The following is a 26,463-nucleotide window of genomic DNA, read 5'->3' as shown; positions in this document are numbered from 1 at the left end:
AGTGAGCTTAGGTTAGCCTAACCTTCCTCGTCCTCTTCCGGCAGCACCAGCGGAGTGCCGGTCACCGGGTCGGGCACCACCCGCGCGCGCAGCCCGAACGCCCGCCGCAGCAGCTCCGGTCGCAGCACCTCGGCCGGCTTCCCGTCGGCGAGCACGCCCCCTTCACCGAGGGCCACCAGCCGGTCGGAGTAGCGGGCCGCCAGCCCCAGGTCGTGCAGCACCATCACGACGGTGGTGCCCGACACGCGGTTGGTCCGCCGCACCAGCCGCAGCACCTCCAGCTGGTGCGCGAGGTCGAGGTAGGTCGTCGGCTCGTCCAGCAGCAGGGTCGGCGCCTCCTGCGCGAGCACCAGGGCGATCCAGGCGCGCTGCCGCTGACCGCCCGACAGCTCCGTCACCGCCCGGTCGGCCACCTCGGCGAGCCCGGTGTCGGCCAGCACCCGCGTCACCACCGCGTCGTCCGCGGGCGTCCACGGCCGGGCCCAGCTCTGGTGCGGGTTGCGGCCGCGCATCACCAGGTCCCGTACGCACGTGCCGGCCGGGGCCACCGGGCTCTGCGGCAGGATCGCCAACCGGCGCGCCACCGCGCGCGAGCGGTACGTGCGCAGGGGCTCGCCGTCCAGCAGGATCGTGCCCGCGCGCGGGGCCAGCAGCCGCCCGAACGCCTTGAGCAGGGTGGACTTGCCGCAGCCGTTCGCCCCGACCAGCGTGGTGACGGTGCCGGCCTCGATGTCCAGGTCCACGCCCTGGAGCACGGTGCGCCCGTCGTAGCCCAGGCACACACCGCGGGCCTGGAGCACGGGTACGGCGCCGCCGGCCCCGGATACGGGTACGGACTCGGGTACGGGTGCGGGTGCGGCGGTCATGTCGTCATCTCCTTGCGGTGTCTGACCAGCAGCCAGATCAGGTACGGCGCGCCGACCACGGTCGTGACGATCCCGACCGGCACGTCCCACGGGAAGACCGTGCGCGCGAGCGTGTCGGCCAGCAGCACCAGGCAGGTGCCGGTCAGCCCGGACAGCAGCAGCGGCGGGCGCGCGGTCCCGGCCGCGCGCACCGCGATCTGGGGCGCCACGAACGCGACGAACCCCACCGGGCCGGCCGCCGCGACCGCGGCCGCCGTGAGCAGCACGGTCAGGCCGACCACGAACGCGCGGTGCAGTTGGACCGGCAGTCCGACGCCCCGTGCGATGCCGTCCCCCAGGTGCGAGACGGCCAGCGCGGCCGACCCGGCGAGCGCGAGCGGCACCAGCACGGCCACCGCGGCCAGCAGCGGCCGCACCCCGTCCCACGACGCGCCGGACAGCGAGCCGACCAGCCACTGCGAGGCGGCCGTCGCCTGGGTGACGCGGGCGCGCACCAGCAGGTAGCTGGTGCCGGCGTCGAGCATCGCCGCCACCCCGATGCCCACCAGCACCAGGCGGTAGCCCTCCACACCGCCGCCGCGCCACCCCAGTCCGTACACCACGGCCGCGGCCGCGACCGCGCCCAGCGCCGCGGTGGCCGGCATGCCCGCGCCCAGCAGCGTCCCGCCGACGCTCTCCCCGCCGCCGCCGAGCACCACGGCCGCGACCGCGCCCAGCGACGCCCCCGACGACACCCCGACGACGTCGGGCGTGGCCAGCGGGTTGCGGGTGACCGTCTGCATCAACGCCCCTGCCACGCCCAGCGCCAGGCCCACCAGCGCGCCGGTGAGCACCCGCGGCAGCCGCAGGGTGACCACGATGAGCCGGTCGAAGCTGTCGCCCCGCCCGGCCAGCGTCCGCAGGATGTCGGGCACCGACACCTCCGCCCCGCCGACCGCGATCGCGGTCACCACCAGCGCGAGGGCGAGCAGCGCGGCCGCGGCCGTGGCCGCCAGCACCCGCGGCCGCCACGCGAACCCGAACGGCCCGACCAGTACGCCGTGCCGCCCCGCGGCCCCGGCAACTCCCGCGGGCGCGGCGGGCTGTACGGCGGTCACAGGCTGACCAGCGAGCGGCGGCGGGCGACCACGACGAAGAACGGCCCGCCGACAACCGCGAGCATGATGCCGACCTGGACCTCGGAGGCGCCGCCGATCTCGCGGCCGGCGATGTCCGCGACCAGGACGACCAGACAGCCGACGAGGGCCGCGGCGGGCAGCAGCAGCCGGTGTCCGGCGCCGACCAGCGCGCGGGCCAGGTGCGGAACGACCAGGCCGACGAAGGCGATCGGGCCGGCGGCGGCCGTGGCGGCGGCGGTGAGCAGGGTGATCGCGGCCAGGCCGGTGCCGCGGGCGACGAGCAGGTTCTCGCCGAGGCCGCGCGCGAGGTCCTCCCCCAGGGCGAGGTTGTCCAGGGCACGTGTGTTGAGCGCGGCGAGCAGCAGCCCGGCGGCGGCGAAGGGCAGCGTGGCCCACACGTCGTGGAGTTGGCGGCCGGACAGCGAGCCGACCACCCACAGCTGGTAGGCGCGCAGGCTGTCGCGGTCGGCAAGGGTCAGGAAGGACGTGATCGCGCCGAGCAGCGCGGAGACCGCGGTGCCGGCGATGGCCAGCGGCACCGGGTTCGCGGTGGCGCTGCCGGCGACGGTGATCGCGAAGGCGGCCAGGCTCGCCACGAGGGCGCCGGCCAGCGCCAGGCCCACCGACGCGGCCGGGCCGGACAGGCCCAGCACCACGATGCCGAGGACGACGGCGAGCCCGGCGCCGGCCGAGACGCCGAACAGGCCGGGGTCGGCCAGGGGGTTGCGGGTGTGGCCCTGCATGACGCTGCCCGCCACGCCCAGGCAGACCCCGGCGATCAGGCCGATGACCGTACGCGGCACCCGCGAGCCGTAGACGACGGCGGCGTCGGTGCCGGAGCCGGGGTGGAGCAGTCCGTGCAGCACCGCTGCGGGGGTGAGCGGATTGCTGCCCAGCAGAAGGCTCGCGACGCACACGGCGGCCACGGCCACGGCCAGCGCGCCGAGGGATCTCCCACCGGCGGCACGGAACCGGGACAGGGACGGGGACGGGAACGGCCGGCGGGTCCGCTGCGGCGGCTCGGCCGGCTCCGTAGCTACGATCACGAAAGTTAGCTTAGCCTTACCTTCATGAGCACTCGCGCACGCACCCTCACCCGTGAATCCCAGCTGTTCCGTGCCTCGGTCGTGTCGACCACGCGCCTGACCCCGAACATGCAGCGCGTGACCGTACGCGGCGACGAGCTGCGGGACTTCCCCTGGCGCGGCTACGACCACTGGTTCCGGCTGTTCCTGCGCCACCCGCACCAGGAGCGCTTCCACGTGCCGGAGGCGGGCGGCGAGAAGTGGTGGCAGCCCTACCTCGCCATGCCCGACGAGGTGCGGCCGCACTGCGCCAACTACACGGTCGCCGACTTCCGCGCCGAGGACGGCGAGTTGGACATCGACGTGGTGGTGCACCGCGGCCCGGACGGCGAGTTGGCCGGCACCGTCGCCATCTGGGCCTGCTCGACCGGGCACGGCGAAGAGCTCGCACTGATCGACCAGGGCATCCTGTTCGACCCGCCCGCCGACGCCTCCAGCGTGCTGCTGGTCGCCGACGAGTCCGGCCTGCCCGCGGTCGCCGGCATCCTGCGCTCGCTGGCGCCCGACACCGTCGGCCGGGTCTTCCAGGAGGTGCCCACCGACGGCGACCGCCGCACCCTGGCCGGCCCGCCCGGCGTGCGCGTCGAGTGGATACCGCGCACCGACCCGGGCACCGCGCCCGGCAGCGCCGCGCTGGCCGCCCTGCGCGCCCACCGGGACATCGACCCGGACGGGTACGCCTTCGTCGTCGGCGAGCAGACGCTCGCCACCGAGGGCCGCCGCCACCTGCACCGCGCGGGCATGCCGAAGGACCGCATCACCTTCTCCGGCTTCTGGAAGGCCGAGCAGCACTGACGCCCGCGGGCCCGGCCGCTGACCGTTCGGCCCTCCTCTCCTGGGGTGAACGGCGGTTGCGCCTGAGCCGGTGCCGGCGGCCGGGCCGATAGGAAGGAACAGGGCACGACCTGGCGCGACGGACGCCCGCGCCGGCCCCCGACCCGGGCCGACCGCCCGGAGAAGGGCGACGGTATGGACGCGCGCCGAAGGCGACCGGGCGGACCCGAACGGGCCCGGCGGCAGGAACGCAGGCAGCGGCAGCAGCAGCGCCAGCGCGAGCGGCGCCGCGAGCAGGCCCGCCCGGCAGGCGGCGAACGGGACTTGGAGACCTCCCGCGAGCGCGCCCGGGAGCGGGCGCAGAGCAACCCGGAGAAACGGTCCGCCCAGCGGGTCGACCAGCTCTACCGCACGCTGCTGCGCCGCCGCAAGCACCCGCTGAGCCCGTCGGACGTGGCCGTCGCGGACCTGCCGAAGGTGCGGCTGGCGGTGACCGCGGCCGCGCTCGGCAACACCATGGAGTGGTTCGACTTCGGCGTCTACGCCTACCTCGCCGACACGCTCGGCAAGGTGTTCTTCCCCGCCAGCAGCCCCGGGACGCAGGTGGTGTCCACCTTCGCCACCTTCGCCGCCGCCTTCCTCGTCCGGCCGCTGGGCGGGCTGGTGTTCGGCCCGCTCGGCGACCGGATCGGACGGCAGCGGGTACTGGCGATCACCATGATCATGATGGCCGCGAGCACCTTCGCGGTCGGCGTGCTGCCCAGCTACTCCTCCGCCGGGCTGCTGGCGCCGCTGCTCCTGCTGGTGTGCCGGCTGGTGCAGGGCTTCTCCACCGGCGGCGAGTACGCGGGCGCGACCACGTACATCGCCGAGTACGCGCCCGACAAGCGCCGCGGCTTCCTCGGCAGTTGGCTCGACTTCGGCACCTTCATCGGCTACTCGCTCGGCTCGGGCCTGGTCACCGTGCTGACCCTCACCGCGGGGTCGGACGGCCTGGAGCACTGGGCGTGGCGGATTCCGTTCTGGGTCGCCGGGCCGCTGGGAGTGACCGGCCTGTACATGCGGCTGAAGCTGGAGGACACGCCCGCGTTCAAGGAGGAGGTCGAGCAGGCGGCGCACGCGGCGCCGGGCGAGGACAGCCCGGTGGAGCAGGCGCGGCAGTCCGGCGGCGGCCGGCTGAAGGAGATCTTCACCGACCACTGGCAGGCGGTGCTGATCTGCATGGGGCTGGTGCTGCTGTACAACGTCACCAACTACATGGTCACCTCCTACCTGCCGACGTACATGACCTCCACCCTCGACTTCGGGTCCACCACCGCGCAGTTGATGGTGCTGGCCACGATGCTGCTGGTGGTCCTGACGATCACCGCGGTCGGCCGCGGCTCGGACCGCTGGGGGCGCAGGCCGCTGTTCATGACCGGCAGCATCGCGCTGGTCGCCCTGTCGGCGCCGGCGTTCCTGCTGATCCGCCAGGGCGGGATCGCGCTGCCGGCGGTCGGCTGCGCGGTGCTCGGCCTGCTGCTGGTGACCTTCGCGGGCACCTCCGCGGCCACGCTGCCCGCCCTGTTCCCGACCCGCATGCGCTACGGCGCGCTGTCCATCGCGTTCAACATCTCCGTCTCGCTCTTCGGCGGCACCACCCCGCTGTTCGCCTCCGCGCTGGTCGAGGCGACCGGCGACAACATGATCCCGGCGTACTACCTGATGGTCGCCGGGGTGATCGGCTTCGTCTCCACGCTGTTCCTGCGCGAGACCGCGGGCAAGCCGCTGCCGGGCTCGCGGGCGATGGCCGAGACGCCCGGACAGGCCCGGCGGCTGGTGGCGCGCAGCCGTACGGCCGCGGGGCGGCAGGCGCGGGACATGTGGATCAGGCTCCGCGGCCGCGGCCGCGGCTGAGCGCCGGGCCGGCCCTGCTGGCGCGGGTGCGCGCCGGTGCACGAGAATCGGCCGGTCGGTCGGGGCAGCGGGGAGCGGGGAGCGGCGGGGGGACAGGAGGCGGGTGGGCGTGGGCGTGGGGGCGGACGCGGGCGCAGGCGCGGGGGTGGACGTGGAGACGCCCGGGGAGCCGGCCGTACCCGGGGAGCAGGTCGGGGGCCTGCGGCGGCCCCGGTTCGTCGGGCGCGCGGCCGAACTCGCGCAGCTCACCGAGGCGTTGGCGCACCCGCCCGCGTTCGTCGTGGTCGAGGGCGAGCCGGGCATCGGCAAGAGCCGCCTGGTACGGGAGGCGGTACGGGCGGCCGGTGCCGAGACGGAGTGCGGCCGGGCCCCGATCGGCACGCTGTACGTGCGGTGCCCGCCGTACGCCGGGCATTTCACGCTGGCGCCGGTGGTGGACGCCCTGCGGCAGGCCGCGCCCGGTGTCCGCGGCGCAGGACTGTCCGCGGTGGGGGCGGCGCTGCGGCCGCTGTTCCCGGAGTGGTCGCGTGATCTGCCGCCCGCGCCGCCCGGCCTGGTGGACCCCGGCGCCGCGGCGCACCAGCGGCTGCGGGCGCTCGCGGAGCTGCTGGACCGGCTGGAGGTGCGGACCCTGGTGGTGCAGGACGCGCACCGGGCCGATGCGGGCACGCTGGACTTCCTGGTGCACCTCCTGGCGGCCCGGCCGCGGCGGGTGAGTGTGGTGCTGACCTGGTGCCCGGGCGAAGTGCCCGCGGCTTCGCCGCTGTTGCGGCTGACCGCCCGCCCGCCGGAGGACGGGGGCCGGGCCCGGGTCGTACTCGGCGGCCTGCCGGAGGCGGACGCCGCCGCGCTGGTGTCCTCGATGCTCGGCGGGGAGCGGGTGTCGCCCGGCCTCGCGCGGGCCCTGTACGGCTGGACGGAGGGGGTGCCGCTGGCGCTGGCGGAGTGCGTGCGGCTGCTGCGCGAACGGCGCGACCTGGTGCTGCGCGGCGGGCAGTGGGCGCGCCGCGGCCGCCGCGAGATCGAGGTGCCGGCCGCGATCGGTGACGGGGTGCGCGAGCGCGCCGCCCGGCTGGACGCGGACGCGCGGCGGGTGCTGCTGGCCGCGGCCGTCCTGGGTGAACCGGCCGACGAGCAGGTCCTGGCCGCCGTCAGCGGGCTGCCCGCGGCGAACTGGCCCGCGGCGGTCGGCCGGGCCCTGGCCGCCGGGCTCCTCGACGATGCCTTCCCCGCCGCGGCCGGCCGCGGCGGCGCCGCGCCGCACCAGGCCGGCCCGCCCCTGATCGGCTTCCGGCACGCCCTGGCGGCCCGGACCGTCTACGCGCAAGCGACCGCCCCCGAGCGCGGCGCCGCGCACCGCCGCGCCGCCGAGGCCCTGGCGGCCACCGCGCCGCGCCCGCTGACCGGTATCGCCCGCCACTTCCAGCTGGCCGGGGACGTCGAGCGCTGGGCGGCCTACGCCCGGCAGGCCGCCGACGCCGCGCTGGCCGCGGGCGACCACGCCGCCGCCATCACCCTGCTGCACGCCCTGATCACCCATCCCGCGCTGCCCGTCACCGAACTGGCCGCGCTCACCGCGAAGCTGCCGCTGCAGACCGCGACCGGGACGACCGAGCGCGGCGGGATCGTCCGGACGCTGCGCGCGGCGCTGGCCGCGGGGTCCGGGGGCGGGCAGCTCGTGCCGCGCGAGCGGGCGGCGATCCGCGCGCAGCTCGGCCGGCTGCTGCTGGACGTCGGCGAACACGCCCAGGGCGCCGCCGAGTTCGAGCTCGCCATCCCCGACCTCGCCGAGGGCGGCTACGCGGTGGCGAACGGGATGACGATGCTCGGTATCCCGCTGCACGCGTCGTGGCCGGTCTCCACCCATCTGCGGTGGCTCAGGCGCGCCCAGTCCGTCGCGGCGCTCGGCGCGGTCACGGCGGACCAGCAGCGCGTCCTGCATGTCAACCACGTGACCGCGCTCCTCAACCTCGGCGAGCAGAGCGGCTGGGAGCTCGCGCAGCAGCACGACGGCGACGAGTCGACGCCGCAGGCCGCCCGGCAGCACGCCCGCCTCCATCTCAACGCCGGCAGCCAGGGCCTGTACTGGGGGCTGTACGAGCAGGCCCGGCGGCATCTGGACCTCGCGGTCGACTGCGCCGAGCGGCACGGCTACCAGGGCCTGCACGACATGGCTGCCGCCACCAGGGACCATCTGGACTGGCGCACCGGGGCCTGGGAGGGCCTGGACCGGCGGCTGTCGCAGTGGGCGGCGGTGGGCGAGCCGATGATCCGGATCGACGCGCAGCTGGTCGGCGCGATGCTGCGGGCGGCCCGCTCGGGGCCGGACGCCGAGAGTGTCCGGGCGCTGCGTACGCTGCTGGCGGAGAGCCGGCAGCGCGGCGCGGCCGAGACGGTCGCCGAGGCGGCCGGGGCGCTGGCCCGGCTCACCGCCGAGCCGGCGCAGGTGCTGGCCGTCACCGGTGAGCCGGTGCGGCGGATGACCCGCAAGGGGCTGTGGCTGTGGGCCGCGGACCTGCTCCCGCCGCACCTCGGGGCGCTGCTGGCCACCGGCCGCCGCGCGGAGGCCGAGGCGCTGGCCGAGGCGTTCGCGCAGGGCGCCGCCGGGCGGTCGGTGCCAGTGCTGACCGCGGCGCTGGCCTGCTGCCGGGCGCTGCTCGCCGAGCCGCCCGACCTGTCCGGCGCACCCGAGCGCGCCGCGGGGTCGGCCGCGAGCTGGCGGGCGGCGGCCGAAGCGTGGCAGGCGCTGCCGCGCCCCTATGACGCGGCGCAGGCCCGCGAGCGCGCCGCCCGCTGGCTGCTCGCCGCGGGGCAGCCGGGCGCCGCGGTGCGTGAACTGCACACCGTGGCAGAGGAGTTCGGCGCGCTCGGCGCGCGCCATGACGCGGCGCGGGTGGCGCGCACGCTGGCCGCGTCCGGGGCCGCGTCCGGCGAGCGGAGTGCGAAACGGCGTACCGGGCGCCGCGGTTATGGCGGTCTGCTGTCGCCGCGCGAGCAGGAAGTGGTCCGGCTGGTCGTGCGCGGGCTCACCAACCGGCAGATCGCGCAGGCCCTTTCGCGATCGCCGAAGACGATCGCCGCGCAGGTGAACTCCGCGATGCGCAAGTACGGCGTGACCACGCGCACGGCCCTCGCGGTGCGGTCGACAGGGAAGGCCGCGGCGGCCGGGCCGCCCGGCGCGGACCCCGCCTGATTCGCGCCCCGCCCGCACCCCGGTTCGACAGCGGTCAACGGGCCTGCAGGAGCGTCGCGTTGAGGACGCCACCGGCCCGCCCCGCAGGCGTCACCCGGGCACCACCGTTAGGTCGGATGACCTAAACAACGGCCGCGCCGGGAGCCGGTGCGTTGACAACTTCCGGTGCCTGGGCGGCCAATGGGGTCTCGGTGACCACCCCCGTCGCCGTCGCCCCTGATCCCGCACCTCAGGCGACCTGTGCCCTCATCCACAGGAGTCGAGCTTTGCCCACCGCCACCACGACCGGCGCCACCGTACGGCGAAGAGCAGCCGCCGCCGTCGCCGGGCTCGGAGCCCTCGCGCTCACGCTGCTGGGCCTCCCGGCCCAGGCGCACGCCGCCTCAGCCCCTGCCACTTCCGCCACCTCCACCGCCGCCACCAACGCGACCGCACGGACCGCCGCGGCGGCGACCGGCAGCGACGCGGCCTACCAGCGCAGCTGCGGCGAGGCCGCGAAGGGCCAGTTCGCCTGCTTCGCGCTGCGCCGCACCGACGTCAAGGCCGCCAAGGGCGTGCAGCCGCTCGCCGCCACCCCCTCCGGCTACGGCCCGAGCGACCTGACCAGCGCCTACAACCTGCCCGCCGACGGCGGCGCCGGCCAGACCGTCGCCATCGTCGACGCCTACGACGACCCCAGCGCCGAGGCGGACCTGTCGGTGTACCGGGCGCAGTACGGCCTGCCCGCCTGCACCTCCGCCGACGGCTGCTTCACCAAGGCCGACCAGCGCGGCGGCACCGACTACCCGGCGGCGAACGCCGGTTGGGCCTCGGAGATATCCCTCGACCTCGACATGGTCTCCGCGGTCGCCCCGGCCGCGAAGATCCTGCTGGTGGAGGCGGACAGCGCCGACATCGAGGCGCTGGGCGCGGCGGTGGACACCGCGGTGGCGCTCGGCGCGAAGTACGTCTCCAACTCCTACGGCACCGGCTACGACACCACCGCCGGGAGCGGCGAGTCGGCGACCGAGACGACCGAGGAGGACGCGCACTACGACCACCCGGGCGTGGCCGTCGTCGCCTCCTCGGGCGACTCGAAGTACGGCGTGAGTTACCCCGCGTCCTCGCAGTACGTCACCTCCGTCGGCGGCACCGCGCTGACCCGCGACAGCGGCAGCCCGCGCGGCTGGACCGAGTCGGTGTGGAACAACTCCTACGGCGGCCCCGGCTCCGGCTGCTCGCTCTACGAGCCGAAGCCCTCCTTCCAGTCCGGCACCGGCTGCGACAAGCGCGCCGTCGCGGACGTCTCCGCGGTGGCCGACCCGGTCACGGGCGTGGCGGTCTACCAGACCTACGGCGGCAGCGGCTGGAACGTCTTCGGCGGCACCAGCGCCGCGTCGCCGATCATCGCGGGCGTCTACGCCGACGCCGGCACCCCGGTCGCGGGCAGCTACCCCAACTCCTACCCGTACCTCGCCAGCGGCTCGGGCCTCAACGACGTGACCAGCGGCAGCAACGGCAGTTGCTCCCCGGCAGTGCTGTGCACCGCGGGCGCCGGCTACGACGGCCCGACCGGGCTGGGTACGCCGAACGGCCTGTCGGCCTTCCGCAGCGGCCCGCACGGCGAGGTCGAGGGCACCGTGACCGACGCCGCCACCGGCAAGGCCCTGGCGGGCGCCCGGGTGGCGGTGGACGGGTTCGCCGCGACCACCGGCACCGACGGCAGCTACCAGGTGACCGTGCCCGCCGGCAGCCACGGCATCACCGTCACGGCGTTCGGCTACGCCGCGGGCGGCGACACGGACGTGAGCGTCGACGACAACGCGACCGTCACCCGCGACTTCGCGCTCAAGGCCGTCGGCTCCCACACCGTCTCCGGCAAGGTCACCGACGGCTCCGGGCACGGCTGGCCGCTGTACGCGAAGCTCACCGTGGACGGCACCGCGCTGAGCTCCTTCACCGACCCGGTCACCGGCGCCTACGCGCTGAAGCTGCCCGAGGGCGCCTCCTACACGCTGCACATCACCCCCGAGTACACCGGCTACCAGGCGGTGGCGAAGACCGTCACGGTCGGGAAGTCCGACCAGAAGGCGGACGTGGCCGTCCCCGTCGACCCGAACGCCGGTTCCACCCCGGGCTACCGGATCGAGGACACCGCGCCCGTCGAGGCGTTCGACTCGACCACCGCCGCACCCGACGGTTGGAGCGCCGCGAGCACGTCGCCGTACGCCACCGCCGGCTGGGAGTTCGACGACCCGGCGGGGCGCGGCAACCTCACCGGCGGTGACGGCGCGTTCGCCGTCGCGGACGCCAAGGCGTCGACGTCCCCCGCGTACATCACCGGCACGCTGGACAGCGCCTCCTACGACCTGAGCAGGATGTCCGCGCCCGAGCTGGACTTCGGCACCGCCTTCCAGCAGCAGTCCGGGGCGGTCCCGATCATCTCCGCCTCCACCGACGGCGGCAGCACCTGGAACCTCCTCTGGGTCGGCACGGGCTCACTGGGCGCCGGCTCGACGGTCGACATCCCGCTGACCTCCTACGCCGGCGCGTCCTCGCTCAGGGTCCGGTTCCAGATGACCTACTACGGCAGCGCCGACATGTACTGGGAGCTGGACGACGTCCAGGTCGGCGAGCGCACCCCGCAGGCCGTACCCGGCGGGCTGGTCGTCGGCACCGTCCGGGACGCCAACGACGGCTCCGCGGTGACCGGCGCGGCCCTCGACGTACCCGGCGCCGCCACGAAGGCGGTCTCGGCCGCCACTCCGGACGACCCGGCCGTCGGCGGCGGCCTGTACCACCTGTTCGCGCCGCGCACCGGCACGCACCAGGTCACCGCGGCCAAGGGCGGCTACACCAGCTCCTCCGCCGCGGTCCGGATCGCCGCGGACCGCACGGTCCGGCAGGACTACACGCTCAAGGCCGGCCGGCTCACCGTCACACCCGGCCGCGTCGACGCCGCCACGAAGCTCGGCGGCACCACCACGCAGCGCCTGACGGTCACCAACACCGGCACCGCCCCCGCCACGCTGCGCCTGGCCGAGCAGCCGGGCGACACCGAGGTGACCGGCGCCGGGACCCCTCTGAAGGAGACCAGGACCGACTACACCCCGACCCGCTCCGCGAAGGCCCAGGCGAGCCCCGCGAAGACCGGCACCTCCACCGGCACCGCGGCGGACGCGGGCACCAGCGGGACATGGCAGAGCGGCACCGCCTACCCGACGACCATCATGGACAACGCGGTGGCGGCCGACGGCGGCACGATCTACTCCGCGTTCGGCTACGACGGCCTGTCGGACACTGCCGCCATGTGGTCCATGGACCCGGCCACCGGCACCTGGACGCAGCGCGCGCCGGCCGCCGACACCCGCGAGTCGCCCGCCTACGGCTTCATCGACGGCAAGCTCTACGCCACCGGCGGCTGGGGGTCCGACTACCAGCCCGACGCCAAGCTGGAGATCTACGACCCCGCCACCGACACCTGGTCCACCGGCGCGAGCGTGCCCATCGCGTACGCCAGCAGCGGCAGCGGCGTGCTGGACGGCAAGCTGTACGTGGTCGGCGGCTGCGGCGGCGGCCACTGCGCCGGCACCGAGGTACAGGTCTACGACCCGTCCACCGACTCCTGGTCGGCGGCCGCGGACTACCCCGAGCCGATCGGCGCCGTCTCCTGCGGCGCCCTGTCCGGCACGCTCTACTGCGCCGGCGGCAGCAACGACGACGCCGACGTGCCCCACGCCTACTCCTACGACCCGGCGAAGAACGCCTGGACGGCCATCGCCGACCTGCCCTCCGCGATGTCCGCCACCGCCGGCACCGTCGCGGCCGGGCAGTTCGTCCTGACCACCGGCATCAGCGCCGGCGCCGCCACCAACAAGGGCTACGCCTACGACCCGGCCACGAACCGGTGGAGCAGCCTGCCCAACGCCCCCACCGCGACCTACGGCGCCGGAGCGGCGCCCGGCCTGTACAAGATCGGCGGCTCGACCCAGGCCGCCTCGCCGCTGTCGAACGTCGAGGTGCTGCCGGGCTACGGCCCGACCGGCGCCACGGACGTGCGCTGGCTGCGCGAGAGCCGCCGCACGCTCACGCTCCGCCCGGGGCACCACGCCACCGTGACGGTCACGCTCACCGCCTCGGCGGCCGGCGGGATCACCAAGACCGGTGTGTATGACGCCGAGTTGCCCGCCACCTCGGACACGCCGTACCACGTGCCCGCGGTGCCGGTGACGCTGACGGTCAAGCCGTCGAAGGGCCACGGCGGGGGGAAGGGCTGACCCCTCCCCCGCACACCACGGCGGCGCGCCCCACCCGGGGCGCGCCGTCCGCCGTACCGGACGCGTTCCGCACGCTGCGGACGGGCGCCGCGGGCGGGGACAATCCTCATGTGATCGATCGTCACGTGATCGGCCGTCACAGTGAAGGAGCGTCCCGATGTGGTCCACCGTCATAGCCGTCCTCGGCACCCTGCTCGGCGGGGGGCTCACCGGGCTGCTCCAGAGCCGCGGAGAGCGGCGTTCCCGGCTGGCCGCCCGCACCGACGAGAAGGCGCGGGCACTGCGCACGGCCCTCGGCGAGCTGGTCGCCGCGCTCGGCGACCACCGCCGGGCGATGTGGCACCGCGAAGCACTGCGGCTGGACGGCGCGGCCCAACACACCTACGAGGCCGCCCGGATGGAGTCCCGCTCGACGCGCTCGGCGGTCACCGCGCCGCTGGTGGCGGTCTCCGTCATCGAGCCCGCCCTCGCACAGGTCGCCAAGGAGGCCGCGCAGGCCGCGTTCGACCTACGCGACGCCCCGGACCGCGAGGAGCTGGCCGCGCGCCGCGAACGCGCGATCGCCGCGACCGACGTCCTGGTGGCCGCCGCGGGCCGCGCCATGGCCTGAGGCCCTCTGCCGGGCGCTCAGCGGAAGCGGATGGCCCTGAAAGCGCCGCACGGAACGGCGCCCGCCCGTCCGCCGACAGCGGCGCGGCCCCGCCCCCGGTCAGACGGTCACCACCCCGCGCGGGTCGAAGAGCGTGACGGTCACCGCGCCACCGGGGGCCTCCGCCGTGGTGGCCGGGGGCCACTCCAGGTCGGGGGTGGCGATGATCGCGATGTCCGCGGCGTCCGGCACGGGCTGCCCCGCGGCGCGCAGGGCGTCCAGCGCGCTCCGCAGCTCGGCCTGATAGGCGGCCGCGACCGCCCGTGCCCGGGCCTCGGCGAGCTGCATGGACCGGCCGAAGTGCGGCACGCCGTCGACCGGCACCACGGCCCGGTCCTCGATCCGGATCACCGGCGGCGGCCCGCCCCCGGCCACCGCCGCGGCGATCGCCGCGGCCGCCTCCCCCGCGCTGCCCGCCACCCACGCGCGCTGCTCCCCCGTCAACGGGACGTTCCCATCAACGACGGCGCCCCCGTCGGCCGGTGTGTCCCACACGGACGTCGGCCCCGCCGACACCTGCACCGGCGCGCTGCCGAGTACGTCGGTGGTAGCGGTGATCGTGGCGGGGTGCGCGACCGGAGTGGGGTCCACCGCCTCCGCCGGCGGCGTGCTCGTGGCGGTCGAGGTCGAGGCGGACGTACTCACCGACGCCGGAGCTGCGGTCGAGGTCGAGGTGGACGTACTCGCCGACGTCGGGACCGTGGAGGCGTTCGTAGCCGTGCTCGCTCCCGGCACGGTCGTCGCCTCCGGCGGGGCGACATGCGGCGCGGGCTTCGCCTCGACCGCGGGCGTGGGTGCGGCGGGTGCCTTGACGGTGGGCGCAACCGCCGCAGGCCCGGAAGTGGCCGCATCCGCCGGCCGCATGGTCGAACCGGCCGCGACCGTCGACACCGGAGCGGCGGTCACGTTCGTGGCCGTCACGGTCGTGCTCACCGCCGCCGGCACCGTGGACGCGTCCGTAGCCGTGCTCGTCACCGGGAGGGTCGTCGTGTCCGTCGTGGTGGTCGTCGCCGGTGCCGTCGTGTCCGGGGTCGGGTCGGTGGACCAGTAGTAGGCGTGGTGGTCGGTGCTGGTAGGGGTGCCGTAGGTGCCGTTCTCGTCGTATTTCTGGAGGGTGACGCGGACGGGTTGACGGAAGAGGCGCTGGGTGCCGTCGGTCTTGCCCTGGCCGGGCTTGTCGCCGGTGAGGCCGTGGGGGACGGTGGGCGGGGTGAGTTGGCGGCCGGGGACGCCGGGCGGGCGGGTGACGGGCGTGTCGGCGGTCAGCGCCTGGTCCCGGCTGAACTGGATCGAGTTGAGGCCGGGCAGCGGCACCGTCGCTCCCGGGTTGCGGGTGAGGAAGCTGACGTCGAGGGGGGCGACGCTGTAGGAGGCGCCGCGCCCGGCGCTCGTGGTCAGCTCGTCCTCGGTCGAGACGGTGACCTCGTCCTTGCCGTCCCCGCGGCGCCCGATCTCCTCCGCCTGGCCGGTCGGCTGCATCGTGACCTTCAGTCCGGTGCGGTGGTCCGGGCCGAGCGGTGCCGTACGGTAGCCGGCGGCCGGGTCCTTCAGGTGCGGGAAGACCGTGGACAGCGCCTGGCCGGAGAGCGCCTGGCGGGTTGAGATCTGCTGGGCGACCGGCGTGGTCTGCTCGGTGTGGAGCTGGTGCCCGGGTCCCAGCCGGGGGTCGTGGACGAAGGAGTTGACGACCTGGCGGGCCGCGTCGGGGGCCATGGCCCACGCGGCGTGGCCGAGCGCGCCGGTCGTCGCGTTCCACACCTGGGAGGCGGCCGAGCCGGAACGGCCGAGGACGCCGTCGCCCCACGGGCGGGGCGTGCCCAGCAGGTTGTGCGCGGAGTCCACCAGCCGCTCGGGGTGGTCGATGCCGACCAGGTCGTGGCCGGAGGCGAAGTCCGCCTGCCACTGGGCGCGTTGACCGGGGGTGCCGTTCAGCGGTTGCAGTTCGACGCCGTTGCCCTGGGCGCTGCCGGACGGGTGCGGGGTCGCGGTCGTGGTGCCCGTCGTGCCCGCGGTCGCCGTCGTCGTCCTCGCGGGGGCGGTGCTCGTCATCGACTCGGGCACCCAGGCGGAGGCCCGCCAGTCGGGCCGTACGGGGCGCGGCGCGGGCAGGTTGACGAACCGGCTGGTGGCGTTGCGGCGGGTGACGGTGACGTCGAACCGCATGGGCGTGCTGAACTTGTGCAGGTCCTCCTTGGAGGTCGTCTTGTGCTCGACCTTGGTGGTCTGGCCGGAGGTGTGCGAGGTGTTGCCCTTGGTGTCGGCGCCCGCGGTGCCGGTGTTCGTCACGTTGTTCAGGTGGCTCTCGGCCGTCGGGGCGCGGTAGGAGACCCGTACGTTGCCGTCGCCGCCCGCGGACCAGGTGCGGCCGCTGTCGCCGGTGACGGCCTGGCTGCTGGCCACCTTGCGGGTCCAGCCGCCGTCGGACTGCCGTCCGTCGTGCTGCCAGCCCTCGGGGGTGCCCTTGACCAGCACCTGCGTCACGGTGCGCACGCCGTGGTGGTCGTCGACCCGGTGGACCAGGATGCCGGGTCCGACCAGGTCGTCGTAGTGCGCGCCGAGGTGGTCGGGGGTGATCACGTCCGCGAAGGGCAGCGCCGCCACGGGGACGTCGCCGAGCCCGTCGCCGGCCTCCAGGTCGCCGGGGGGCAGCGAGCCGCCGCGGATCTGGCGGTCGACCTCGCGCAGGATCTCGTCGGTGGAGGGGATCTCGATCCGGCTGCCGCCGCTGACGCCGTTCTCCAACGGGACGGAGCGGCGCGGCGGTTGCTGCGTGGTGCCGGTACCGGTGCCGGTCGGGGTGGTGGTACTGGTCGTGGTGCCGGTGCCGGTGCCGGTCGCGGTGGTGGTCGACGTGCCGGGGTCCGTCGTCGTGGTCGGGCGGACGGGCGGGGTCAGCGCCTTGGCCTCGGCGTCGGAGAGCAGCACCCGCACCGGGTGGTTGTGGGTGACCGGCTCACCGTACGTGACCTCGCCGGTGGAACTGGTCACCTTGCCCTGGAGGATGATCCGCGCGTCGCCCTCGTAGACGTGCCAGGGTCCCTTCTGGGTGGTCTTGTTGCTCGTGCTGAACGTGTGCTTGACCGCGTCCGCGGTGCTGCCGCCGTACGATCCCTTGCCGCGGATGCCGCCGCGCGCCTGGTACGTGGAGGTGTGCGGGTCCTTCGGGGTGGCGGGGAAGCGGCCGAAGTCGCCGCCGACACCGCCCTTTCCGGTCAGCGCGGACTTGTCCTGGACCTTGACCGATGTCTCGGTCTTCGTCTCGACGTCCAGCTTGCCGTCGCCGGAGAGCGTCTCGCGGTAGGTGAGGTTGGTCAGCTGGGTGCGCTGGGAGAGCCCGGCGGTGTCGCGGTTGCGGCCCGAACCCACGTGCTGGTCGGCGGTGTTGGTCCAGCCGCCGTGCGACGCCGAGACGTTCGCGCGCAGTTGGGACTGGGTCGCGAGCGGGTCGACCAGATCGTGCAGGTTCGGGATGCGTAGCGGCAGGACGGAGTTCCTTCGGGCGTGGCGGGTGTTGAAGGCGTTCTCGATCGCCTGGCGGGCGTGGTCGCGGTAGTCGTCGGCGCCGCCCACGTGGTCCACGAGGTGGTGGTCCGGCAGCTGCTGGACGGTCACGTGCGCGGGGGGCGCGTCGGTCGCCGGTGTCTCGGTCCGGCCGATGTCGACCGTGACGTGGCCGCCGCCGGTGTCGACGTGCTGCACCGCCTGGTGGTTGGGCTCGACCGGCAGCGTCGGCACCCGCAGCACCGGGTGGTCCGAGTCCTGACGCACCGTCAGGACGTCGAAGGAGACCGGGTAGGAGTAGCGGTCACGGTCGCCGGAGACCGTCAGGGTGCGCTTGACCTCGGTGCTGTCGCCGACCGTCGTGCCGTGCGTCGGCGCGTACGTGCCGTCCGCGTTGACGTTGAAGAAGCCGCGGTTCAGGTCCATGTGGTCCAGCGAGCTGCGCAGGTTGCCGCTGCCCGCGACCACGTGCGAACTGCCCTGGGTGACCGCGCGTTCGCCGCCCGCGGTCCGGGTGAGCGTGTTCTTCGCGGTCGCGTTCTGCGTGCCCGTGTGGGTGCCGTCGCCGAGGTTGGCCTTCACCAGCACGTCGTACGTCTTCGCGTTCAGCAGCGGCAGGTGCGAGCTGTCCAGGCTGACCCGGAAGGTGCCGTCCACCAACTGGTGGCCACTCGCGCCGAGTTGGGAGGGCGCGATCTGCTGGCGCAGGTCCGCGAGGTTCGTGATCGCCTTGGGCGGGACGCGCACCGGCGGGTGGGCGCCGGAGGCGGTCCCGGCGGGCGGGTGGACGATGTGCGGCGGCGGCAGCACCCCGGGGGCCGTCTGCCACAGCGTCTGCACGATGTGGCGCTCCAACTGGTCGGAGCCGGGGAATTCGGAGAAGGTCGTGCGCTGCACCAGCCCGGGCCCGGCCAACTGCTGCCCGGGCGGCGGCTGCCGGGTGGCTGCGCCCGGGGCCGTGGCGGCGCTGGTCGCATCGGTGGAGGTGGTGGCGGCCGTGGAGGTCGTGGCGGCTGGGGAGGCCGTGGAGGAGGTGGTCGCGGTCTCCTGCGGGTGGGGCAGGACGCGGACGACATCCCCGGTGGGCGCCCGCAGCGGCGGCTCGATCTGGACCACGTGGGCGCCGGGCGGCGGGGCGGCCGGCGTGTGGTCGGTGATCTCCTCGGTCGTGGTGGAGTGCAGGCCGTCGGTGCCCGGGGAGAACTGCTGGCGGATGAGCCAGACCCGGAACCGCGTGGGGGTGTTCACCACGTCGGCCGGGCCCTTCTGCTCGACGCTCACGCCGTCCTCGACCCCGTGCGCCCCCTTCGCACCGTAAGCCGTCGTCTGCCCGTACGTGTACGTGCCCGTGCCGGTCAGCCACTTCGTCTCGCCCGCCGGGGTGCTGTGCCACACCTCGCCCGACGCGCCGCCGCCCGCGCCCAGCGCCCATCCGCTGCTCTGCGAGTGGTTGCGGGCCTGCTCGCCCTTGTTGCTCCACCCGGTGCTGGTGGTGGTGTCGGTGGTGTGCAGCACCGTGGAGGTGTCCGGCTCCGCGGCCAGCCGCAGGAAACCGGTGCCGCCGTCGGACAGCGTCAGCGGCTTGGACAGCAGACCGGGGCCCGAGACCTGCTCGAAGTGCTGGATGACGTGGTCGGTGTCGAGGAAGTCCACGATGTCCTGGTGGGCGGTGCCGCCCGGCTTCGCGTCCTTGGGCAGCGCGTCGAAGACCGCGTCGCGGACGCCGCCCAGACCGGTGATCGTCAGCGGGTGCCCGGCGGCCGGCCCCGGCGCGCCGGTGCGCGGTGGCGCGGTCGCGGTGCCCGCAGCAGTGCCGTCGGCGGCCGTCGTGCCGGTGCCGGACGTGGTGCGCGGGGGCGGGTTCCAGCCGTCCCAGGTGTGCGGACCGGTGGTGCCGCGCGGCGCGGTGCGCGGCACGTCGGCCCGCAACGGGCCGCTGATCGAGGCCGGTTGGGTCGCACCGTCCTGACCGCCGACCGTGAGCGCGTCCCCGTTGTGGTCCACCACCTGGACGTCGAACGTGGCCTGCGAGGTGTAACTGTCGGTCTTCCCGGTCAGTTTGACCTCGCCGGACGTCTTCGCCGACGTGGAGCTGGTCGTCTCGGTGCCGTGGCTGGCGCCGCCGGCCTTCACCGCGCCGTTCACGAGCACGAACAGCTTGGGGTTCACCGGCTGCAGGAAGGCGGGGTTGTAGTCCAGCCCGGCCTGCGAACTCGTCAGCTCCGTCTTCACCTTGGGCGGGGCGTAGTCCGGCTCTGCCTTCACGTCCAGCCCGTCGCCGTCGTTCTCCTTGGCGGCGTCCCGGGTCGGGTCCAGCTGCCAGGGCGTGGTCTGCGCCCCGACCCGCACCTCGTACGGCTTGCCGCCGACGTGGATCGGGAAGTGCCAGCCGCCGTTGACCATCTTCGGGTACTGCTTGCGGAAGTTCGCCGGGTCGAACTGCCCGTTCAGCCGCTGGACCACGAGCGGGTCGTTGCCCCGGTCGCCGAGGAGCGCCTGCACCCGCTGCCGGATCTCGTCCGGCCCGGGCGCCTCCACGATCCGCTTGCCGGCGAACGAGTTGTCCCGCCAGTCCCCGCTCAGCTGCGCGGGCGGCGGGTCCTCCGCGGGCTCCTTCACGGTCTGCGTCCCGGGCGGGGTCTCGTGGTCGGTGACCACGGGCGCGGTGTCGGTGCTGGTCGTCGTGTGGCTGGGGTCGGTCGTGGTGGTCGTGTGGCCGGGTTCGGTGGTCAAGTGGCTGTTGTCGACCGTCGTGGTGGTGTGGCTGTGGTCGGTCGTGGTGGTCGTTTCGACGTGGTCCGTGCCGGTACCCACTCCTGTATCCGTACCCGTCGCCGTGAGCGAGTGGTCCTGGGGCGGGGTGACGGTGATCGTCGGCAGGTGCGGGTCCGGGGTGGTAGTGGTCTCGGCGAAGGGGTCGGTGACCGGGTCCACGTACGCGTGGCTGCGGGTGACCGGCGGCACCTGGGCGCGGGCGGCCTGCCAGGCGGGGTCGTGGTGCGCGCCGGTGTGCGGGCCGGCGCCGGTCGCCGTGCCGGTCCCGGGGTGCGGGACGTCGCCGTGGCCGCCGGTGAGCGCGCCGAGGAGCGAGACGTGGCGGCTGCCCAGGCCGCCCCGCGGCAGGCCGTCGGAGGACGGCACATGGTAGTTGCCCATCAACCCGCCGGTGACGCCGCCGCTTTCGGGTGTGTCCGAGTCCTGGTACTCGTCCCGCAGGCCGAGTTGGTGCCCGATCTCGTGGGCGTACGCGATCGGGGGCGCCCCGGTGGGCCAGGTCGTCTGGTCCATGACCGCGTTGGCGCCGCCGTGCGTCAGGTCGACCGTCAGGTGCGCCGGTTCGCCCGGCGGCACGGGTTCGACCGTGACGTGCAGGAGGTCGCCGTTGGGCATCCGGTAGCCGGGGTCGTTGAAGTACGTCTGGACGCCCTGTTGGACGCGGTTCAGCGTGTCCGCCACGCCGTCCGGGCCCGTCTCGCCCGGGTGGATGGACACCTTCACGGTGAGGTCGGTGTAGGGGGTGCCGCCGGAGGTGAACCGCCGCTGGTCGAAGGAGGAGTGCACCACGAACCGCGGCGCGTGGTTCAGCCGGGCGGGCGGCCGGACCGCGGCCGGGGACGTGGCGGTGGACGCCGTGTGGTCGACGGCCACGGGCGGTTCCACGGTGGACGGTTCCACGGTGGACGGGTGCGCGGTGGACGGCTCGGTCGTCGTCTCGGTGCCGTGGTCAGCGGTGTGGTCGGTGGTCTGCTCGGTGCCGGGGCCGTGCAACAGGTCGTCCAGCCCGGAGGTGCTGGGCACGGGGCTGCGGGCCGGATCGGTCCGGACGTCGGCGCCGTCGCCCGTGCCGGTCGTACCGGACGTCTGCTGCTCCGGCGGCGCCGGGCGCTCCTGGAGCGGGGCCTGCTCCGATCCCGGGTGTGCGGCGGGCTGCGCGGTCGTGGGCCGGTCGTCGCCGCCTGCGGTCTGCTGCCGGACCGGGGTGGCGTGCGAGGTGGTGGCAGTGGTCTGGTCCGAGCCGCTGCCGTGCGAGGTGGTGAGCGGCTCTTCCAGGGCGGGTTGCGGCTGCTGCCGTGCGGGGGTGGACGCGGGCGCGGCCGCGGTGTCGGCGGGCGGGGCCGGCTCGTGGTGGTCGGCGGCCGGCTGCGGGCCTGTGCCGATCCGCCCGAGGTGCCCGGGGGCCTGCTGCCCGCCGATGCCCTGGCCGAGTTCCTGGGTGAGGTCCGAGGCCCGCTGGTCGTACGGCAGCGCGTGGTCGAGCTGGTCGCGCAGGTCGGAGACGTTCTGGCCGGACCGGGCGGCGGCGCCCGCGTTGCCCGACAGCAGGTCGCGGGTGTGCTGCTGCTCGGCGTTGTCGAGGTCCTGGCGGAGCTGGTCGATCCGCTGCTGGCGCTGCTGGTCCAACTGGTCCTGGTGGGCGGCGCGCTGGTCGATCGCGCGTTGCGCGTCCTCAGGGGTGTTCGCGTCGTACACCTGGTTGCGCAGGTCCCGCGTCGTGGGGTCGTCCTCCAAGGCGTCGAGGCGCTGGCGCAGTTCGTCGTCGGAGGGCAGGCCGGCGCGGCCGTCATGACCCGGGCCGTCGGCGGTGTGTCCGGTGCCGGCGGTGGTCGCGGTGCCGGTGGCGGTCCGGGGTGCCGGGGCGGTGTCGCGCAGCTGGTCCAGGCGCTGCTGGAGGTTCTGGATCTGCTGCTGCTCGCGGTGGTCGTGCAGGGCGTCGAGCGCGGCGGCGGCCTCGTCGGGGCCGGCGGCGTGGCTGATCTGCTGGAGCAGCGCCTGCTCGTCGGGGCCGGTGTCGCCGCGCAGCGCGTCGAGGCGCTGGTTCAGGTCCTCGATGCTGTTCCGGCCGCCGCCCGTCTCGGGCACGTGGTCGGAGTTGAGCTGGTCCAGACGCTGCTGGAGGGCCTGGTCGGTGCGGTGGTCCTGGAGTGCGGCGAGGGCGCGGGCCGCGTCGTCGGGGGTGGCGGCCCGGTCGACGGCACGGGTCAGTGCGGCTTCGTGCGGGTCGGGCCCGTTCGGTTGGCCGCCCAACTGGCGGAGCCGGTCCTGGAGGTCCGCGGTCTGCTGGAGGTCGGCGAGCTGGGTGCGCAGCTGGTCCGCGTCGGGCCCGGTGGCGGTGGCGAGTTGCCGCCGTACGTCCTCCACGTCCGGGTGGTAGGGCTGGGGGGCGTCGCGGCCGGTCAGCGCCTCCGCGGGGGCGTGCTGCTCGACGAAGTCGGTGTACTCGCGCAGGTGGCTGTCGAGCAGGGCCGGGTCGCCGCCGCGGTGGGCCTGCTCGACGGAGTTCACCAGGTGGTCCCAGGTGCCGCGGGCGGACTGCGGCGCCCGGGTGTTCTCGAAGCCGCCGGCCGCGTGCTGGCGGAAGTCCTCGTAGCGCTGGTTCAGCGCCGATGTCTCCACGTGGTCCCGGAACGACTGGAGGCCGCGGGTGGCCCCGCTCAGGTTGCCGTCGCGCGCCGCCTGGCTGACGGACTGCCGGTAGTTCTGGCGGTCCGGCGCCGACATGCCCGCGTCCCGCCCGGCGCGGTCCAGCGCGTCCAGCCGCGCGTCGATGTGGGCGGTGGGCGGGACGAGCGGGGTCGTCGGCGCGTCGGGCGCGTCGTGGATCGGGTGCCCCGCGTCGCCGATCGGGTGGGTGGGGACCGTGAGGCCGTCCAGGCCGCCCAGGCCGCGGCCGCCGCCGGAGCCGCCCTCGGCGGGCCCGTCGCCGTGACCGTTCGCGGCGGACGCGGCGGGAGCAGGCGCGGCCGGCGCGGGTGCGGGCGCCGGGGTGCTGCCCGCGGCGTGCGTCGGCACGTCGGGGAAGGTGTGCGGCTGGGCGGTCACCGCGGTGCCTGCCCCGCCCGGCGCCGCCACGGGTTCGACGGGTGCGACGTGCTCGACCGGCGCGGTGGTCGGGGTATGCGTCGGCACGTCGGGGAACGCCGGGCTGCCGCCGCTGCTCTCCCCGGGCCCGCCGGTAGTGAGCGGCGCGTGCGGGGTCTCGGTGGGCGGGTCCGGGAGAGTGAGGTGGGTGCCGCCACCGGACGACTCGGCTGTCGTGGTCGGTGCCGCGTGGGCCGGCGGTGTCTCGCCCCCGCTGGTCGTGACGGTGCTCCCGGTCGCGCCGCTCGCATGCCCGGTGCCGGTGCCGCCGGTGGTGGTGACCGTGGGTGCCCGCGGCGCCCGGGGAGCGACCTCAGACGGCCCGCCACGTGTGGCAGCGCTCTGCCCGGGGTCGGCGGCCCGGGTCGGCGCGGGAGCCCCCGTGCCCTGCCCGGTGCCGGTGCCGGTGCCGGTGGCGTCCGTACGGGCAGGGCCTGTTCCGGTCGGCGTCTGGGCCTGGTCCACGTGCGCGGACGGCGCAGGCCCGCCCGCCGCCACGTGCTCGGTCACCGGCGGCGCCGAAGTGGCCCCGGACTGCGGGGTGTTGCTGCCCGCCGCGCTCGGCGTGCTGCTCGGCGCCGACTCCTGGTGCGGTCCGGTGGGAGCGGACTCCACCGTCACGTGCGTGCTGCCGCTGCCTGTGCCGTGCTGCGTCGGCGTGAAGACGTTCCCGCTGTTCCCGCTCTCGTGCGGCGCGCTCGTCCGGGTCTCGCCCGGCGTCCCGGAACCGGTCGTGCCGGTGGAGCCGGTGGAGCCGCTCGCGGCGGCAGGCGCGTGGTCGGTGCCGGTGGAGCCGGTGGAGCCGGTGGAGCCGGTGGAGCCGGTGGTGGGGAACGCCGTCGTGAAGCCGGGCAGCCCGTCCTGGCTCGTGCCGCCGTGCCCGCCGGACTCGCTGGTGCGCGTGTCGCTCTGCGTGCCGGTGCCGGTCGGGGCGCCCCGCGAAGTGAGGGTGCTGGTCCCGCCGTTGCCCGCGGCGGAGTCGGCGGAGTCGGCGGTGTCCGCGGCCGGGTGCCCGGTGGCGGTGTCCGCGGCCCGGTGCCCGGTGGCGGCGTCGCTACCCGCCCCCGTCGTACGGGTCCCGGTCGGCGGCGCGCTGCCGTGCTCCGTGGCGGGTGCGGTGACCGGTGCGGTGGCGGGTGCGGTCGCAGGCGGCCGTTCGGTGCCTGGTTCGACCGCGGGCGGTGCGTGGCCGCTGCCCGACGTGGCGGGCGGACTGACCTGCGAGGGCGTGTCGGAAGCGTGGCTGTCGCCGCCGGCGGTCCGTACGGTCGTACCGCCCGCACCGCCGAGGTTCGACCCGCCGGTGCCGCCCGTACCCGTACCGCCCGTGCCCGTACCGCCGGAACCGTGGCCGGTGCCGCCGATGTCCCCGCTGTTTCCGAACTCCCCGCCGCCCCCGAAGTCGCCGCCTGTCGACTTGTCGATCCCGTGCGGGTCGGGCAGGTCGATGGTGGTCGGCATGTGGAAGTCGAAGTCGTCGACCTTCGTCTCGTCTCCCCCGCCGCCGCGCCGCTTGCCGCCCCCGGCGATCGCGCCGATCGCGCCGGCCGCACCGCCGAACCCCAGGTCGGAGGGTTCGCCGCTGTGGAAGAGGGAGTTCAGCGCCGCGGTGCTGCCCACGCCGGAGATCCCGCCCAGCAGTCCCCGGCCGATCAGCGACGCGCCGAACTTCGGGAAGAAGGTGTCGCCCAGCCCGAAGGTGAGCCCGCCGATGGCACCGCCGATCGCCCCGCTCTCGATGGCGGAGATCGTGTTCTCCACGCTCCAGGAGGTGCGGTCGCCCTTGAGCATCTGGATGCTCTGGATGACCGCGTCCATCCCGACCATCATGCCGACGCCGGTCGCGATCGACGTCAGCAGGCGGCGCAGCAGCATCCGCACGACGAGCCGTACGGACGTGATCAGCGCGGGGATGACCTCCGGCGCCCAGAACGACATCTGGGCGATCTCGGCGGCCAGCCACACGAGTTGCACCAGGATCATGTACTTCGCGTACTCCAGCTGCACCCCGGTGTTCCGGCCGAGCTTGCCGAGTTGGCCGGACGCCTCGGCCATGTCCGGGACGTTGGACTGGAGTTGCTTGACGAAGGACGCGAACTCGTCCGCGACGGAGCCGCCGATGCTGTGCAGCACGCCCCGGGTGGCGGGGGAGATCTCGCGGCTGATGGCGGCGAGCGCCTGCGCGGCCTCGTCCCAGGCCAGGCCGAGGCTGTGCATCTTGTCCTCGTCGCCCTTGGGCCAGGACTGGCCGACGGCCAGGCGGGCGACCCAGCCGAGTTCCGGGGGCAGGTTGATGCTCACGAGCGGCCTGACCGCTGCCGGCCGCCGCCGTCCCCGCCGCCGTCCGTCGTCTGGACCGGTTCGAGCGAACCGCCGAGCTGCCGCGCGGACTCGGAGTTGTCGGACTCGATGCGCTCGTAGCCGCTCGCCATGGTCTTCAGGCCGTCGCCGGTGCTCCGCAGCACGTCGCCCGCGTCGAGTGTCGCGTCCAGGATCTGCCCCTTGGGCTTGGTGTACTGCCGCAGGAACGCCTCACCGCTCGCGTCCTCGCCCCACGGCTCGCCGAGCGAACCGAGCTTCGACTCCAGGGTGCTGTGCACGTTCAGGAACCGCTGCGCCAGCTCCATCATGTAGGGCATCTGGGCCTGGAGGCCGTCGGTGTCGACCGAGAACGACTCGCCTGACATGGGAACTCCCTCGGGTGGGCGCGGAGATGGTCGCGGTGGTGGTGGTGGGGCGGCGGGGTGGCGGAGCCGGTGCGGGCAGGTGGGCGCGGCTAGGGGCGGCCGGCGGCTCCCTCCGGGCGCCCGTTGTCGATGTAGTCCCGCACCTGGTCCGGCATCGCCGGGTCGTCGGGCAGGATCGCCTTCGGGTCGACCTCGCCGCGCAGCAGGTCGCCCACGGTCACTCCGGGCGGCAGCGCGAGCGAGGTGAGTTCGGCGACCTTCTCCAGCGCGTCGGCGCGGGCCTCGCGGATCGTGGACAGCAGCGCGTCGGCGAGTTCCTTGGGCGCCATCCGGTGGTAGGCGCCGGTCGGGAACTCGATGGCCGTCACATCGCCCTGCGCGCCGACGGTCACCTTCACCGTCTGGCGCGGCGCGGTCGCGGTGCCGGTCACCTCGTTGATCTGCCGCCGGGTCTCGACGGCCTCGTCGCGCTGCTTGCGGTACAGCTCCAGGAGCTCTTCGATCTCCTGGTCGTACGGGGTGCTCATGGCTTCCTCTCCTCGCGTCGCCGCCGTGCCGAGCCGTTCCGGGTCCTTTCCG

At 75.0% G+C, this 26,463-nt stretch carries 11 protein-coding genes; 5 read left to right on the top strand and 6 right to left on the bottom strand.

Annotated features, from left to right (window positions below):
• Window positions 1–17 precede the first annotated feature (17 nt).
• Genes WA788_RS20080 through WA788_RS20070 form a run of 3 tightly spaced genes read right to left on the bottom strand, consistent with a single transcriptional unit; the run spans window position 18 to window position 3,030 of the window.
• Window positions 18–866 (bottom strand): ABC transporter ATP-binding protein, encoded by an 849-nt coding sequence (locus WA788_RS20080; RefSeq protein WP_335979233.1) that lies wholly within the window; start codon window positions 864–866, stop codon window positions 18–20.
• A complete protein-coding gene (locus tag WA788_RS20075) occupies window positions 863–1,963 on the bottom strand; it encodes a FecCD family ABC transporter permease (RefSeq protein WP_335979230.1) in 1,101 nt (366 codons plus the stop codon). The genes WA788_RS20080 and WA788_RS20075 overlap by 4 nt, the downstream gene beginning before the upstream one ends.
• Entirely contained in the window at window positions 1,960–3,030 is a 1,071-nt protein-coding gene (locus WA788_RS20070; protein ID WP_335979228.1) for a FecCD family ABC transporter permease, read from the bottom strand. The genes WA788_RS20075 and WA788_RS20070 overlap by 4 nt, the downstream gene beginning before the upstream one ends.
• A gap of 24 nt (window positions 3,031–3,054) precedes the next feature.
• Here WA788_RS20070 and WA788_RS20065 point away from each other — a divergent pair, with 24 nt between their 5' ends.
• The 5 genes from WA788_RS20065 (at window position 3,055) to WA788_RS20045 (ending at window position 13,798) form a co-directional block, all read left to right on the top strand.
• Window positions 3,055–3,864, top strand: coding sequence for a siderophore-interacting protein (locus WA788_RS20065; protein WP_335979225.1), 810 nt, complete (start codon window positions 3,055–3,057; stop codon window positions 3,862–3,864).
• A gap of 174 nt (window positions 3,865–4,038) precedes the next feature.
• Window positions 4,039–5,739, top strand: coding sequence for a glycine betaine/L-proline transporter ProP (proP, locus tag WA788_RS20060; protein WP_335979224.1), 1,701 nt, complete (start codon window positions 4,039–4,041; stop codon window positions 5,737–5,739).
• A 109-nt stretch (window positions 5,740–5,848) separates the two neighbouring features.
• Window positions 5,849–8,932: a helix-turn-helix transcriptional regulator gene (locus tag WA788_RS20055; protein ID WP_335979222.1), complete on the top strand. Its 3,084-nt coding sequence runs from the start codon at window positions 5,849–5,851 to the stop codon at window positions 8,930–8,932.
• A gap of 266 nt (window positions 8,933–9,198) precedes the next feature.
• On the top strand, window positions 9,199–13,188 hold the full coding sequence (locus WA788_RS20050; protein WP_335979221.1) for a Kelch repeat-containing protein: 3,990 nt from the start codon (window positions 9,199–9,201) through the stop codon (window positions 13,186–13,188).
• A gap of 157 nt (window positions 13,189–13,345) precedes the next feature.
• Window positions 13,346–13,798, top strand: a complete 453-nt coding sequence (locus WA788_RS20045; protein ID WP_335979219.1) for a protein kilB — start codon at window positions 13,346–13,348, stop codon at window positions 13,796–13,798.
• 99 nt (window positions 13,799–13,897) lie between these two features.
• Here the strand turns inward: WA788_RS20045 and WA788_RS20040 are convergent, their stop codons facing one another.
• The 3 genes from WA788_RS20040 to WA788_RS20030 all read right to left on the bottom strand — a co-directional run bounded on the left by WA788_RS20040 (window position 13,898) and on the right by WA788_RS20030 (window position 26,411).
• Complete coding sequence (locus WA788_RS20040) at window positions 13,898–25,498, bottom strand: WXG100-like domain-containing protein (RefSeq protein WP_335979216.1); 11,601 nt, start codon at window positions 25,496–25,498, stop codon at window positions 13,898–13,900.
• The gene (locus WA788_RS20035) at window positions 25,495–25,884 is read right to left on the bottom strand and encodes a WXG100 family type VII secretion target (protein ID WP_335979214.1); all 390 of its coding nucleotides are present in this window, start codon (window positions 25,882–25,884) and stop codon (window positions 25,495–25,497) included. Before WA788_RS20035 ends, WA788_RS20040 begins: the two co-directional genes overlap by 4 nt.
• Window positions 25,885–25,973: 89 nt before the next feature.
• Complete coding sequence (locus WA788_RS20030) at window positions 25,974–26,411, bottom strand: YbaB/EbfC family nucleoid-associated protein (protein ID WP_335979212.1); 438 nt, start codon at window positions 26,409–26,411, stop codon at window positions 25,974–25,976.
• Window positions 26,412–26,463: the final 52 nt, after the last annotated feature.

The sequence above is a fragment of the Streptomyces sp. CA2R106 genome (genome assembly GCF_037034245.1).
In the GTDB taxonomy this organism is placed as follows: domain Bacteria; phylum Actinomycetota; class Actinomycetes; order Streptomycetales; family Streptomycetaceae; genus Actinacidiphila.
The sequence above is the reverse complement of the archived record's forward strand: the minus strand, read 5'-3'. Positions and strand labels throughout refer to the sequence as shown.